General features: G+C 62.5%; 11 protein-coding genes. 2 read left to right on the forward strand and 9 right to left on the reverse strand.

Going from position 1 to position 14,289, the window contains the following annotated elements:
- Positions 1-191: 191 nt before the first annotated feature.
- Both trmB and AC1VS5_RS01385 read right to left on the reverse strand, forming a co-directional pair.
- The gene (gene trmB, locus AC1VS5_RS01380) at positions 192-1,085 is read right to left on the reverse strand and encodes a tRNA (guanine(46)-N(7))-methyltransferase TrmB (protein WP_481217440.1); all 894 of its coding nucleotides are present in this window, start codon (positions 1,083-1,085) and stop codon (positions 192-194) included.
- A gap of 182 nt (positions 1,086-1,267) precedes the next feature.
- Entirely contained in the window at positions 1,268-2,149 is an 882-nt protein-coding gene (locus tag AC1VS5_RS01385) for a class I SAM-dependent methyltransferase (RefSeq protein ID WP_481217441.1), read from the reverse strand.
- Between the two features lie 67 nt (positions 2,150-2,216).
- Here AC1VS5_RS01385 and AC1VS5_RS01390 point away from each other — a divergent pair, with 67 nt between their 5' ends.
- Together AC1VS5_RS01390 and AC1VS5_RS01395 are read left to right on the forward strand one after the other, a co-directional pair.
- Positions 2,217-4,139: an elongator complex protein 3 gene (locus AC1VS5_RS01390; protein ID WP_481217442.1), complete on the forward strand. Its 1,923-nt coding sequence runs from the start codon at positions 2,217-2,219 to the stop codon at positions 4,137-4,139.
- On the forward strand, positions 4,132-5,313 hold the full coding sequence (locus AC1VS5_RS01395; protein WP_481217443.1) for a spermidine synthase: 1,182 nt from the start codon (positions 4,132-4,134) through the stop codon (positions 5,311-5,313). Before AC1VS5_RS01390 ends, AC1VS5_RS01395 begins: the two co-directional genes overlap by 8 nt.
- A gap of 46 nt (positions 5,314-5,359) precedes the next feature.
- Here the strand turns inward: AC1VS5_RS01395 and AC1VS5_RS01400 are convergent, their stop codons facing one another.
- From AC1VS5_RS01400 to AC1VS5_RS01430, 7 genes are all read right to left on the reverse strand, one after another.
- The gene (locus tag AC1VS5_RS01400; protein WP_481217444.1) at positions 5,360-5,890 is read right to left on the reverse strand and encodes a type II toxin-antitoxin system VapC family toxin; all 531 of its coding nucleotides are present in this window, start codon (positions 5,888-5,890) and stop codon (positions 5,360-5,362) included.
- Positions 5,887-6,237: a type II toxin-antitoxin system RelB/DinJ family antitoxin gene (locus tag AC1VS5_RS01405; protein ID WP_417046564.1), complete on the reverse strand. Its 351-nt coding sequence runs from the start codon at positions 6,235-6,237 to the stop codon at positions 5,887-5,889. Before AC1VS5_RS01405 ends, AC1VS5_RS01400 begins: the two co-directional genes overlap by 4 nt.
- Positions 6,238-6,765: 528 nt before the next feature.
- Positions 6,766-9,195: a DEAD/DEAH box helicase gene (locus AC1VS5_RS01410; protein ID WP_481217445.1), complete on the reverse strand. Its 2,430-nt coding sequence runs from the start codon at positions 9,193-9,195 to the stop codon at positions 6,766-6,768.
- Between the two features lie 85 nt (positions 9,196-9,280).
- Complete coding sequence (locus AC1VS5_RS01415; protein ID WP_481217446.1) at positions 9,281-10,708, reverse strand: ATP-binding protein; 1,428 nt, start codon at positions 10,706-10,708, stop codon at positions 9,281-9,283.
- Positions 10,705-12,549 (reverse strand): TerB N-terminal domain-containing protein, encoded by a 1,845-nt coding sequence (locus AC1VS5_RS01420; RefSeq protein WP_481217447.1) that lies wholly within the window; start codon positions 12,547-12,549, stop codon positions 10,705-10,707. The genes AC1VS5_RS01415 and AC1VS5_RS01420 overlap by 4 nt, the downstream gene beginning before the upstream one ends.
- 537 nt (positions 12,550-13,086) lie before the next feature.
- Positions 13,087-13,803, reverse strand: a complete 717-nt coding sequence (locus tag AC1VS5_RS01425) for a DUF554 domain-containing protein (protein WP_204206815.1) — start codon at positions 13,801-13,803, stop codon at positions 13,087-13,089.
- Positions 13,804-14,095: 292 nt separating this feature from the next.
- Positions 14,096-14,289: hypothetical protein (locus AC1VS5_RS01430; protein ID WP_481217448.1), on the reverse strand; the 194-nt coding region annotated here is incomplete at its 5' end.

The following is a 14,289-nucleotide window of genomic DNA, read 5'->3' on the forward strand; positions in this document are numbered from 1 at the left end:
AGCTATTCGTTCCACTTTTGGGAGCATCTTTTTGCTTTTCGCCCGCTATCACGTAATTGCAATCCTCAATCCTGCAGTTTTGCTGAGGCTGGACGGGCTTGCCGCTATGGTCTCGAAAAAAAATTCCCAAAAGTGAAACGAACTTCCTGGGGCTTGGCGCGGCGTGCCTGTCCAGGGCCCACTTTGCATGTCTAGTGGTTATGTGCCTGTTCGTTTCGCCGGCGATTGCGCAGGTTGAGAACCGCGCCCTCCATACCGAGGGGGATGTACCCGATGGAATCGAGGTTTCGGGGCAGGTATGCGACGAGGCTCTGTTCAGCGTTGCGGCCGGTCTGAATTTGTTCCGGCGTCGGTTCTGGCCCCGGAATGGCGCAGACGCCGTATACGGCGGCCCCCTGTTCGGCAAGACGACGCTCGTATTCCGTTTCCGGATGCTCGGGATGCTCCGCGCGCGTGTCGATCGATGCCCAAAGCACCCGGTAGCCAGCTGCGTCGAGTTGCGTAAGCGTAAAGTCGTGCAGCGGTTGGCTGTCGGTCCTGAGCGTGACGGCGGCGCCCGGCGCGAGCACGCGCCGGTAGCTTAGCAGGTGGTCGACGCTGGTAAGGCGTTTGCGCGCGAACTTGCGCTTGGGGAACGGCGTGGGGAAGTTGAGCGTGATCCCAGCGAGTTCGCCCGGGCCAAAAAGGCGTTCGATTGAGTCTGCGCTGCGCGGCAGCACGATTGCGTTGGAAAGGCCCGTTTCCGCGATGTTTTGTGCAGCGTAGGCGATGCAGATGGGTTCGGTGTCCATGCCGATGAAGAGCGCGCTCGGCTCGCGTTGGGCTCGGGCGACGAGGTAGGCGCCCTTGCCGCAGCCGAGATCGAGGTGGACCCGGCCAAAGCCGGGCGTGTAGCCGCGAGGTGCACTGCTGCAGGGCGTGTCGCCGCAGGTAGCGCCGCCGCGGGCCGCGTCGCCGCAGGGTGAACAGGCTTCTCCCCAGCGCCCGCGATAGGTTTCCGGGCGCTGTTCGATGGCGGCCGCGTACCGCTCAAGGCGATCTTCGAGTACGAAGTTCTTCGGTGTGCGAATGTGCGTGAGTCCCATGGTCGCTCTCTTGCCTGCGGACGAAGTCCATTGCCGTGCGCGGATGCTGCTTCGCGCGCCGAATCCGGTCCATTGTAGAGCAGCGCGGCTGCTTTCTGTGGATATGCATTCATCGTCCTGAAAATGACAGGTATATGCAATTCCAAGGAAACCGCCGCCATGCAGTTATTTGATGCCTGTGGTTACATATGGGAATCTCGCACGGGGCGGGCGGACCGGGGAGGCGTTATGCCCCCTCGCGCAAGTGCCCCTCGCGCAAGAACGAGATATCGGTTGAGCACGCCGCTCTTGCCATCTGCAGAGAAGCGCGCGATTTCGTGCACGCCCTGTGCTTCGGCAATCTGCGCCAGCTCATCAAGCTCAGACTCTTCAAAGCTGTGGCAGTAGCGGTATCCGCCGGAAGCATGTTGCCAGCCAAGCAGGTAATCGTCGTTTTCAAGTTGGGCTGCATCAAAACCGGGAAACGGGGGGCGCACCTTCGCGCTCGCAGTTGCGTCCCGTGCTTTCGCGGCCAAGCGTTCATCGTGCATGAATTGCCAGAACGAGATGGCGGCGATGCCCCCTGGGCGCGTCGACTGGCAAAGCCGCTCCACGAGCGCCGCCCTAAGTTCGAAGCTGGGAACATGGTGCAGAAAGCCAAAGCAGCAGGCCAAGTCATGCGCGCGGTCCGTATCTGGCGATGGCGGTGCGGGATGTTCTCCCAACAGGGGCTCCAGCACATCACGGGCGATGAAATGCGCATCGAGGTTGCCCAGCTCTTTGAGCAGGTCACAGGAATGGCCGGCGAGGTCTTCGCTTGCATCGATGCCGGTGTAGTCGATACGGGCGTGGGGGAACGCCTGTGCTAGAAACGGGGCGAGGCGCATGTTTCCGCAGGCGAGGTCCAGCACTCGAAGCCGGTGGGAGCCGTCAAGCGCTCCTGCCGGAAGCACCGCTCGCGCCTCCTTGGCAACGTGCTCCCATCCGGCCCACGGCGCCTGGCGCGTGGCCGAGAAGGACGACGCGTTCTCGCGGTAGAACCGGTTATTGAGCTCGATGAGCTGTCGTGCGAGTGCGCGGTTCACATTCCTCCTGTTTCGATGAGAACCAGTCCTGCTGCATCTTATCATCCATAGGATAGAATGCTGTTTCATGGAAGAGATCATTTTGCAGATACTCGACGCCCTGCGTCGCGGCGAGACGGTGGATGACCGTGCGCTTGTCAAGCTCGTGCATGCGCAAGCTCGGCGTGCGGGCGGCGACAAGCGCGCCTTCGCCAAGCGCCGGTTGTTGCCGTTTTACCAGCGGGTTAAGCGCGAAGAGCCCGAGCGTTGGGCTCGCTGGGGCATCACGCCCGAGCTCGAGGAAGGCCTCATCAAGGTGCTTCGCATGAAGCCGCGCCGCTCTGCTTCGGGTGTGGCGACCATCACCGTCATCACGAAGCCATGGCCGTGTTCGGGTTCATGCATCTTCTGCCCGAGCGATGTGCGCATGCCCAAGAGCTATCTGGCCGACGAGCCTGCCTGCGCCCGCGCCGAACAGGCCTGCTTTGATCCGTATCTACAGGTCTCGGCGCGGCTGACGGCGCTTTCGCAGATGGGGCACGCCACGGACAAGATCGAGCTCATCGTGCTTGGCGGCACGTGGAGCGACTATCCGGTTGAGTACCAGATATGGTTCATGCGCGAGCTGTTCCGTGCGCTCAACGACGACGCGACGGTGGGCGAATCGGGTTCCTCCGCGCGTGGCGGTTCCAGCGATGATTCCGGCATTGCTTTTGCACCGCCCGGCTCCAGTGCTGACCCCGCCTCGTTCGACTCCGGCGTCGCCCCCGCACCGCTTGGCCCTGTTGCTACCGAAGCTGTTCAGCGCGAGGTTACGGGCGGTCATCTCTCTTACAACCAGGCCATTGTCCAGCTCTACGGCACACGCACTGCCTGGCAGGAGGCCGCGCGCGTACAGACCGCGACTATGGATGAGCTCGAACGTGAGCAGCGCCGCAACGAGACCGCGCTCCACCGTGTGGTGGGCCTCGTCATCGAGACCAGGCCGGACGCCATCACGCCCGAGGCGCTCGTTGCCATTCGCCGCATGGGCGCCACGAAAATCCAGATGGGCGTGCAGAGCGTGGACCAGCGCGTGCTCGACGCAAATGGCCGAGGCATCCGGGTTGCGCAGATCGAGCGCGCCTTTTCGCTGCTGCGGCTCTTCGGCTTCAAGATCCACGCTCACTTCATGGTGAACCTCCTCGGCTCCACGCCGGAAGCCGATCGTCTCGACTACCAGCGCTTTGTCGCCGAGTTGGCGTTCCAGCCGGACGAGGTCAAGCTCTACCCCTGCGCGCTTATTGAAAGCTCGCGGCTGCGCGGCCGCTATGAAGCCGGGGAGTGGAGGCCGTACACCGAGGACGAGCTCGTGGGCGTGCTCATCGACGACGTGCTTGCAACGCCTGCATATTGCCGCGTCTCGCGCATGATTCGCGACTTCTCGTCCGGCGACATCATGGCGGGCAACAAGAAGCCCAACCTGCGGCAGATGGTGGAGAGCCGTCTGCATGTGCGGTGTGAGCAGACCGGGGAGCGCGTGCAGGAGATCCGGTTTCGCGAGATCGCGACATCGGAGGTGGACGTGCGGGCGCTCCGGCTCGAGGTGATGCCGTACGAGACGCCTGCCACCAGCGAGCGATTCTTGCAGTGGGTGACGCCGGAGGGACGCATCGCGGGGTTCCTGCGGCTTTCACTGCCGAAGGCCGCGGCTGTGGAGGCGCTTGCGAGCGAGTTGCGCGCGGCGGGATGCGAGCCTCCGGTGCAGCCGGGCGAGGCCATGATCCGCGAGGTGCACGTCTACGGCATGGCGGCGCGCGTGGGCGAAGAGGGCGGTGCGGCGCAGCATCACGGGCTTGGGCGCAAGCTCGTTGAGCGGGCGTGCGAGCTCGCGTGCGAAGCGGGCTACGAGCGCATCAACGTGATCAGCGCGGTGGGCACGCGGGAGTACTACCGGCACCTAGGCTTCTACGACCACGGCCTCTACCAGCAATGCAAAATCAGGACAGAGGGAATGTTGCATCATGGGTAATGGTGGCATTTCGCCGTATTCGGGCGGCTCCGGTGGTGCAGGCGGCCCGAGCGGCTCCGGTGGCCGCAGCCCCCTCGAGGCGATGTATACGATTATCGCCGTTGCGATCGTGCTCGTCTTCGCGCTCATCGTCGAGCTGTGGAAATACCCTTGGCAGGTCTGGGCTTTTTTCGCGGGCATCGGCATCCTCGGCTACCTTTGCATGCGGTTTTGGCCGCATGTGGTGAAGACCGCCCAAGGCCGTGCGTTCATCTACACGGTGCTGGTGGAAGGCAGGCTTGTGCGCGTTCTGCGGCTGGGTGGGGTGTACCAGTCGGCTACGAATCTGGGGCTCCATTGGGCGGAGCCGGTGTTCGCATATCACCGCGCGTTCGATGCGGTCTTTGAGGCGGATCGCGAGCTGGCGGCGCGGACCGGCCACGGCGTGCGGCGGGTGCTCGCGCTCGGTGGAGGAGGGTTTGCCTGGCCCAAGCATGCACTGCTTGCTCGCCCTGATCTGATTATGGGCGTGGTCGAGATCGATCCCAAGGTGATTGAGTGCGCCGAAGGATGGTTCTATGTTGAGCGCCTCAAGAAGATCGCAGGAAAGCGCCTGCATATTATCGAGGGCGATGGGCGGGCGTATCTTGAGGAGCGGGCGGAGCGCATCGCGCAGGCCGAGCGTGTGCTGCCGGGAGAGATTCCGGTCGAGTTACCTTCTGCCGAGGGGTCTTCGGTCGAGGAGCCTTCGGCCGTGTCACCCGTCGGTTCAGGCGGCGCGCCGTCTGCTATCGAGAGCTCGAAGGAGCGGAAGCCCAGCCCCCGTGCCCACCGCTTCGACGCCATCGTGAACGATACCTTCACCGGCAAGGAGCCGGTCCGCGCGCTCGCCACCGTGGAGGCCGCGCGCGCCGTGCAGGGGTGTCTCACTCCTGGTGGCGTCTACGCCATGAACGTGGTCTCGCGCGATGACGGCCGGGACCTCACCTTCCTCCGCGATGAGGTTGCGACCCTCAAGCAGGTATTCACATACGTGTACGTGCTTCCTGTCGATGAGCCGGTTTGGGCGGGCGAGGACAACTACATCGTGCTCGCCACCGACGGCATGGCGTTCTTTGATGGCACGATTCCCTACGACGACGACTTCTTGGGCACGCCGCTTTGCGACGCCGATGGGGCGGCGGTGTCGGGCTAGGGTGCCCCATTTTTCAGCATAGGCTGCTTTGCTGCACGGCGGGTTGTTACGCCTCGTCTCGCTCGGCAAGCTCCGCGAGCAACTCGAGCCCCTCCTCCGTGGTGATGCAAAGATCTTCTGCGTGTTTGAGCAATGCTGCATCGTGGGTAACCAAAGCGTCGGCATCAATCGATTCTGCCGTGGCAAGCATGAGGTCGTCCTCAAGGTCATCGTGAAGATGTCGGAGCGTGAAGGCTCCGAGAACTTCGGCGTTTCCAACGGGAGCGACGAGAGCTTTTCCAAGTACGTCGCGAACACACGCCCATGAAACCTCGCGCGCCGCAGCCGCGACTTCGGGCGTTATCGGCTCTTCGGCATCGCGAGCATCTTTCTTCATCAAGTTGACTAGCTGATAGGCAAGGTCTTTCAGCGAGAGTGAAGCGGCATATAAAATAATGTCTTCACGGCCGATTGCGCCAGCGATGAACGCATTTACAGAGGTATGGCGTGTGCTCCGGGATAGAAAGTAGTCGAGCCAGACGTTCGTGTCCACGAGCAGTTTGATAGGGCGGTCTTTAGAGAAGACGGACGAGCTCATGAGAGCCCCCAAGAGGCGAGCTGCTCGTCCGCCGCCATCTCCCGAAGCTCGGCGTAGTCCACGGGGGTGCTTGACGGCTCGTCTATACCTAGGCGCCGATAAAACGAAGAAACGATTTCAGCGCCGCTCGTCGATTCCATCTCGGTGGGGTCTTCCTGGCGAGACGGCATGTCGCCGTTCGAATTGAGCGCCCGTACAAGCGCTGGAGGTAGAGCGCCTTGTACCGTAATAACCTCCCACAGGGCTCGAACAGCCTGCGAGGGCGTGTAGCCGAGGCGTGCAAGCGCCGCGTTGCCCGATTCTTTGAGAGCGGCATCCATTCTGATGTTCATCTGCGTCGCAGCCATGTCTCCTCCATGTGCTATACGGAAGTTCACTCTAAGTATAGCCAAATATAGGGAGCGCGGTAGTAAGTTAATGCGGCATGTTCAGATGTTCTTCAATCTGTATTTTCCGAGCGGCTCAACCGCAAGATACGCGGGCGGACCCGCGTGGTCGGCACTTGCCCTGACGGGAACTCCGCCCTCACGCCCCGGACTGCAAGGATGAAGTGCGTCGCGGGGAACGAATGGGGCTTCCGCCGCTGCCTGGACGTGGCACTGCTGGACGAGTAGCCGCAAGGGGCTGACCCATGGGGCTGCCGGAAAGTGCGCAAGAATCTTGACGGTACCTAGACGCCGGGGGATCGCTCGTTGGCTATCTTGAGCACCTTTCCGAGCTCCACGGTAGGGGCGTGCTCAATGAGGAGGGCTTCGCCGCGGCGAAGCACAAGCTGCTCGCCGATGTCGAAAAACCTCTGGGGTTATTTGACATGGGGGATGGATTGAAGCGAGCCCGTCTCCCGTCAGCCAGGATGCCCAAAGCTTCGGAGTAAGTTACCTCACCCACTCCCGCACGCGCTCGCGCATGCCCTCGATGTCGAGCACGCCCTCGGCGAAGCCCTTGCGCACGAGCTCCTTGGGCAGCAGCTCGTCGTACTTGTCGAAGTACGGTACCTCGCTCGGGTAGACGAGCTCGATGGGATCGAAACCCTTCTCCGCTTCATCGGCCACAACCTGGAAGAACGTTTCCTCGTCTGCCTTCATCCTGAACTGCATGTAGTATGGCCGCGCTGGGTCGAGCCCCTTGAGGCCGAGTTCCGCGGCGCACTTGATCTTGAGCAGGCGCTCCAGCGCCAGAAACGCGTAGCTCCCCAGCCACGGGAAGAGCGCCCACGTGTCGCCCCCAAGGTTGATGAGCGGCTGCGTCGCCGCGCCGGAGAGCTCCGCCGTGCGCCGCGCCTGCGCCAAGCGCGCTCGCGCGTTGCCGAGCAGGTACGGATACACCTCGTGCTCGCGCAGCACGCGCCGCATGCGCTCCAAAATATGCGTGTTGATATCGCCCGCGCAATCGCCAAAATACGCCGGCACGCGCCCCTTCACCTTGGTGCAGTACACAAGCCGCCGCTTCCAATCGACCTCCTCCACGAGCCAGCACGCGCCAGCGATGGCAATGCGCTCGCCGGGCGGGGGCGGATTCACGATCGTGCCGAGCTCCGCGCTCTCGCACCGCACCGTGAACTCCTCGTTTTCCTGGAACACCGCATAGAACTTGAACGAGTTGGTGAGCCGCTCGCCCGCGAGGCCCACGATGAGGCCGCCGCCCTCGGTGGCCTGGATCTGGTCGGTCTCCAGCAGGTGCCTAAGCAGCACGCGGAAATCGTCTGCGCTCACGCGGTGGAAGTAGGAGAGGGTGAGCACGCGCTGGGCGAGCTCCGCCGGGGAGAGCTCGCCCGTACTTGCGAGCGTGGCCATGGTCTGGTGATAGAGCAGGCTGTAGGGCAGGCGGTCGAGCGCGGGAGGCTCCACCCAGCGCTCCTCGTGGTAGAGCTGGACGAGCGCGATGCCCTGCAGCAACTTCCAGGGAATGGTTTCCGGCATGGTCGTGCGCGGTTCGGGCTGCTCCTCGCGCATGACGAAGTGCATCTCGGGCGGCAAATCGCGCCGGCCCGTGCGGCCCATGCGCTGCAGGAAGCTCGAGACGGTAAATGGCGCGTCAATCTGAAACGCGCGCTCGAGGCGGCCGATGTCGATGCCGAGCTCCAGCGTCGCGGTGGTAACGGTCGTGTCGAGCCGCTCGTCGTCGCGCATGATGTCCTCGGCGCTCTCGCGGATGCTCGCCGAGAGGTTGCCGTGGTGGATGAGGAACCGGTCCGGCTCGTGATTGGCCTCGCAATAGCTGCGAAGCATCGTGCACACGGCCTCGGCTTCCTCGCGCGAGTTGGCGAAGACGAGGCACTTGCGTCCGCGCGTGCGCTCGAAGATGTAGCCGATGCCGGGGTCGGCGTTCTCGGGCGCGCGGTCGGTGGGTGCGAGGAGCTCGGTTTCTGTGTGCGTACCCTCGGTATCCATGCGAGTCGCTCTCGCTGCCGCCCGTTTATCTTCGGGCGTGCTTTGCGCATGTTCGTCTTCAGAAGCGTTCAAATGTGCGTACGAAGCGCTCGAGCGTGCCAAGGCGAGGTCCGACGAAGCTGGCTCGACGGAAAGCACCTCGGCCTCGATCGAGCCATCGGCGCGCACGATGCCCGTACCTGCACCCTCTGCCGCGCGTTCGGCGGCTTGCGGGCCCGTGATGTAGAAGTGCTCCATCGAGAGTCGCCACACCCGGCGTGGCTCCTCGAAGCGCGGGATGATGCAGCCGCGCCCCGTGCCGCTGGCGAGAAAGGCTCCGGTGCGCTCCGGATCGCCGATGGTGGCGGAAAGGCCGATGCGCCGGGGGTTCACGCCCGCCATGCGAGAGAGCCTCTCGATAAGGCAGAGCGTTTGCCCGCCGCGGTCGCCACGCAGGAGCGAGTGAACCTCGTCGATGACGACAAATCGCAGGTCATGGAATAGACGTGGCACGGCCATGTGCTTATGCATGAGGAGTGCCTCGAGCGATTCCGGCGTAATCTGCAGGATGCCGCTCGGATGCTCCAGGAGCTTGCGCTTATGCGAGGCGGCCACATCGCCATGCCAGTGCCAGACGGGAATCTCGGCCTCCTCGCACAGGTCGTTCAGGCGAAGGAATTGGTCGTTGATGAGCGCCTTCAGTGGGCCCACGTAGATCGCGCCGATGCTCGTGGGCGGATCTTCCCAGAAGAGCGAGAGGATGGGGAAGAACGCCGCCTCGGTCTTGCCCGATGCAGTTGAGGCCGTGAGCAGCACGTTCTCGTCGGTGTTGAAGATAGCGTCGCCTGCGGCCACCTGGATGGAGCGAAGGTTCTCCCATTGGTGGTCGTAGATGAAATCCTGCACGAACGGTGCGTATCGGTCGAAGATGCTCATGGCCCTCCTTTCGGGCTCGATTGCTGGCGGACGATTCTGCCTCATCCCTCGCGGCCGGGTTTCCCCTTTCGCAACTCATCACAGGCTATATCTTGAACTCTGCGAATTCTGATACATCGCGCTGGCCCGCTGCGGCGGTAACCGAAAGCGAGCTTTGCTGCGTGCTGTCGCCCTCGCCTTCGCCTCCGTTTCCGCCAACGCCACATAGGATGCTTGCCACGGGGGTGCTGGGGTTTTGGTAGGCGATATCGAGCAGTTCGATGAAGTCGCGGATGACCTCGCGGGGTGTAAGGTGCGTGTCCGCTCCCACGCGCCCGAATTCGATTTGCAGGAACTGCACCAGGTCTTCCTCGCTCAGGCGCGCCTCATACCCAAAGTAGCCGGCGTGGATCTGCTGCAGCTTTTCGATGAGAACGATCAGCTCTTCATAGGTGAGCGGGTGCAGATGGATGATGGGCGCCAGCATATCGCGCATGCCCTCTGCGGCGAAGCGACCCTGCGTGAGCCGCGAGCGCAGCGCCTCGTAGCTAAAGACGCCACGCCTGCGGTCCTCGATGCTCTGTGGCGTTCCTCCCATAATGATGCCCAGGTGATGCGCTTTGCCCTGCAGGGTGTCGTTATACATCGTGAGGATCTTCTCGTAGTTATATTGGCGGGTGACCGAGTTGGGAATCTTGTAGAGGTTCACCAGCTCGTCGATGAGCACGAGCATGCCCTGGTAGCCAGCGCCTTTTAGGAACTGCGCGAAGAGCTTGACGTAGTCGTACCAATCGTCGTCGCCGATGATGATCGAAACTCCTAGCTCTTGCCGCGCTTCCGTTTTGGTGCGGTACTCGCCGCGGAACCACCGGGCAACGTTACCTTTGAGCTCATCGTTGCCGTCAACAACGGCGCGGTAGTAGAGGGTGAGGAGCCGGGCGAAATCGAAGCCGTGGACCATCTCCTCGAGTGATGCGACCTGCTCGCGGATGCGCGCCTCGACCGCTTGGTTGAGCGCAGGGTCGTTGGGAGCGCCGCCGGGGGCAGCGGCACCGCCGGGGGCAGCGGCACCCGCGCCCAATTCACCTGCGACCTGCATCTGCAAGTTCGAAATCCAGCGGTCGAGAATGAGCATGAGCGCGCCGCCCTCGGGCCGGGTCTTGGTGGAGAGGTTGCGCATGAGCTCGCGGTAGGTGGCGAGGCCTTGGCCTTGGCCGCCCTGGAGCCGGCGCTCGGGCGAAAGGTCGGCATCGGCTACGACGAAGCCTTCGCCCATGGCGTGCGTGCGGATGGTCTGCAAGAGGAAGCTCTTGCCGCTACCGTAGCGGCCCACAAGGAACCGGAAGGAGGCGCCGCCATCGGCGATGAGCGAGAGGTCGGTGAGGAGCGCGCGAATCTCGGCCTCTCGCCCGACCGTGATGTACGGCAGGCCGATGCGCGGCACCACGCCGCCCTTGAGCGAGTTGATGATTACCGCGGCGACGCGCTTGGGCACGCGCGGCGCAGCTTCGGCTGCTTTCACGTTGTCTGTCATGCGAGTACTCCTCTGACGTCGTCCTCGTAGTCCTCAATTACCTGCGGTCCCGTGGAACCGAATTCGATAGCTGTGTCTCCAAGCAGGTCAAATAGCGCTTCGTTGATGGCGTCGACCAGCATGTCCTCGCTTATTCCCACATGGTGAACCGCTTCCGTCTTGGCATCTTCGTCTTCGGTGAGAAGCGCCTGCAGGTATGCGGCCTGAGCAGGGGAGAGCGGGCTGTCGCTGGGGCTCTCATTCCGTGGCGGGACATTTCCGGCGGGGGCGGTAGCGGCGGCGAGGACAGCTGAGGGCGCCGGTGCGCCAGCGTGCTCAGGCCGCTTAGCCTCGGGGTTTCTTGCGGCAGACCGTTTCGCCTCGTCGCCAAGCTCGGCCTCGGAACCCGGCCAGTACGGGGGCTGCGCATTTTCCTCGACACGTATCGTGCCGTCTTGAGTCGGCGTCTTTTCAACCGTTTTTACGGTGGTGCCCTGATCGCGCTCCTCGTCCGTTAACAGCGCCTCGCGCGTGACAGCGGCGGCGGATCGGATACCAGCGAGCTGAGAGAGGTCGATTTCCACCTTGCGCGGCGCATGCGCTTGCTTCCAGGTGAGCCATGCCTCGATCTCGCGGTCGATCATAGACGCGAGGTATTTTGGAACTGCCTTCTCCTTGAGAGGGTGGGGGTAGTTCAGCGCGTCGCGGAGTCTGCGGTCCACCTCACGCATAATCTTGGCAAGCAGGGGGCTTTTCCCGCGAGTTCCGTAGACACGGATGCAGCTCCAGGTCCCCCCGCGGCATTGATACCAATGTATAGGGTCGAGCTCGACGTCCGCTGGTGGGTGTGGTGTAGATTCGAAGAACACTGCATTGGCAAACATGGTGTAGGTCATACGCATCTGTTCGCCGAACATCGTCTCGACAAACCCGTTTGATCGGTTGCGGCGATAGTAGGCGAGTAGTCGGACGTACACTGAGCAGAAGACGTGGCGCAGGTCGTCATGGTAATCCTTATAGAGGCGCGAAAGCCGGATGCGGTACGTAGAAAGTGCATCGGCGGCAACGAGCAGCGCTTCCTCGAGTTCGATGTCTGCGGGGAGTTGCAGAGCGGATTGTTTGCCGCGGCCCAGCGGCGGGCGTGGGGCCACCGTCTCCTCTTTCGGCTCGTCGTCGACTACGAGCTCATCGATATTTTCAAGTAGGTCGGGATCGAAGGGCGCGCTTTGTCGCACGAGCTCGAACAACGCCTGGTCAAATGCGATGGCGGAATCGTTGCTAAGCAGACTTACATCGAGCCCGTGGTAGACCACATAGTCGCGCAGCCATATTGGCACGTAACGGTCGATCTCAGGCGCGAACTCGCGATATGCCTCCCAAAAGGACTTGAGTTTCAGAAATCCATCGGCTGGATCGGATACACCGATACCATTGAGCAGCTCATACAGATAGACAAAGGCAAAAGATAACGAGGTTTCTTGGATGTCGCCTCGCCGGACCGCCGTGCGCCAGGTAAAGTAGCCACGCAGCTGCCGGTCGCTCATATCGGCGTAGGTGGGAAAGTATGCCTTGAACGTGCCGTGATACGGGCAGTCGTCTTCAAAGTCTGCCATGAACGTGCCCTGGCGCCAGAAGAGCTCGGCTTCGGTAATCCAGCGACCATGAGGTTCTCCCTCTTGCCAGCGAGATATGGCGCGCATTTCGCGGTACCGATCTGGCAGGTAGGTTGCCATCTGGCGCCCGGTGGTAAGAATGGGTTCGGCGCGGTAGACCGCATCGGAGAAGTGCGAGCTCGTGCGCATCCGCTCGCTTGAGGTGATTCGTTCGATGAGCGCGCGAACATCTTCCGTCTTGTCTCCCATGCTTCACCTCGTTCCGCTTGCCTCACGCTGGGGAATGCCTAGTCGTAACCCTACATTTTACTATAGAAACAAACATCTGTTCGAGAAAGAACGCGCCTCCTATTACCAGCACAAAGCGAAGGAAGTTATTCCTGGTGTCTGCAGGTTGTTTCGCCTGTTGCCCGCCGCCCGTCCCTTCCTGCTATCCGCTGTTTGCAGTGCGGGCCGAGTGCTGCCCGGAGTTTGCGCGCGACGTTTTCTCTATTGTGATTTCTCAGCTGGCCAATTTTCGTCAATATGCGTTCTAGGGATGCGGGAAAGGGCGCCTTGCTTTTACTGAGCTGACCATGGAAACGGGAAAAACGCTGGAAGCGCTGGGTGATGGGCCTGCGAGAACGACTTGCGCGGCGGAAGGGCAGCAAAACCGTCTCACAGAGCCCGCAAATGACGAGAATTAGCCATTTTTAGCGGTTGGGGACTGCGGGCGATTTCTTGGATTGGTCTAGACGGCCAGCCCGGCTCGATCCCCGTGCCCAAGGCGTGAAACGCGATGCAGAATTACACGAATGCCAGCACGACCGCGAACACCACGGCTGGAAGCATGTTGGCCGTCTTGAACGTTTTCTCCCAGATGAGGTTCACGCCTACGCAGAAGATAAGAATCGAGCCCACGAGCGAGAGGTTTGCGAGGGCCTCGGCAGTCATGAGGGGCTGGATGAGCCGAGCGAGCAAGGTAATGGATCCCTGGAACACACCCACGGGCAGAGCGGAAAAGATGCATCCGCGACCCATCGATGCGGTCATGACGCAGACGATGAGTGCGTCGAGTGCGCCCTTGAGCGCGAGGGTGGACCAATCACCGGTAAGGCCGTCTTGAATGGATCCAACGATGGCCATCGCCCCGATGCATACGGTGAGCGAGGCGGTTACGAAGGCGTTCACGAACGCGGGGTCCCCGGCGTTGCCCGTGCGCTCTTTGAGCCAAATTCCGAGGCGCTCGAATTTACCGTCGAGGTCGACGAGCTCTCCAACGAGCGCGCCCGCTGCAAACGAAGCAACGATTAACATGGAGCCGCCACTCACGAGTGCGCCGTCCTGGCCAAGCGAAAGCATGCCGGCGAGCGCGCCCGAGAGACCCACGAAGAGCACGCTCAGCCCCGTGGCCTTCATGAGGGTTTCCTGTACGTGCGGGGTGAAAAGCCTGCCGCCAACGGTGCCCACCAAACCGCCGGCAAGAATCAAAGCCACGTTGATGATTGTGCCCAGTCCGATCACGCCGTCCCCGCCTTCCTGCATAGTGCAGCCGGTTCCGCAGAGCAGCAGGCGAATGAAGCCGATACATGGAGCGGCCCTGTGGAGCGGATAGTATGGTTGCGGAAGATAATGTAGCCGCCCTTGGGCTCGCGCGCAAGCTCGGGGCATGCGGCTTCGACTGGGTGCTTTCGGGGAAGCTGGTGGCGTGGCAAGCTCGGGGCATGCGGCTTCATCACGCGTCACCCCGCCCCGGCGCGCGGCCGAGACGGGGTGTTCTACGGGCGATGGCTTACGAGGCGCGGCGGGGCCTGGTTTAGCGTTGGTCAGCCGCGTCGCGGTGGCGCAAGATCCACCAGCCGGTTCCCGCTGCGAGCGCAATGGCCGCAAAGATCCCGGCGGCGGAGACGGCTCCCGTTCGGGCGAGCGGCGTGGGGCCGGGGGAGTCGGCGGGAGGGGCGTCATCTTGGGAGGGAGTCTCGACAGGCGCCTGCTCGACGCGGTCTGAAT

It is taken from the genome of Enorma sp. (assembly GCF_982429025.1).

Coding starts and splice junctions, on each gene's coding strand:
- trmB (WP_481217440.1), bottom strand. CDS start 1,085: ATGGGACTCACGCACATTCGCACACCGAAGAACTTCGTACTCGAAGAT.
- AC1VS5_RS01390 (WP_481217442.1), top strand. CDS start 2,217: ATGGAAGAGATCATTTTGCAGATACTCGACGCCCTGCGTCGCGGCGAG.
- AC1VS5_RS01395 (WP_481217443.1), top strand. CDS start 4,132: ATGGGTAATGGTGGCATTTCGCCGTATTCGGGCGGCTCCGGTGGTGCA.
- AC1VS5_RS01400 (WP_481217444.1), bottom strand. CDS start 5,890: ATGAGCTCGTCCGTCTTCTCTAAAGACCGCCCTATCAAACTGCTCGTG.
- AC1VS5_RS01405 (WP_417046564.1), bottom strand. CDS start 6,237: ATGGCTGCGACGCAGATGAACATCAGAATGGATGCCGCTCTCAAAGAA.
- AC1VS5_RS01410 (WP_481217445.1), bottom strand. CDS start 9,195: ATGAGCATCTTCGACCGATACGCACCGTTCGTGCAGGATTTCATCTAC.
- AC1VS5_RS01415 (WP_481217446.1), bottom strand. CDS start 10,708: ATGACAGACAACGTGAAAGCAGCCGAAGCTGCGCCGCGCGTGCCCAAG.
- AC1VS5_RS01420 (WP_481217447.1), bottom strand. CDS start 12,549: ATGGGAGACAAGACGGAAGATGTTCGCGCGCTCATCGAACGAATCACC.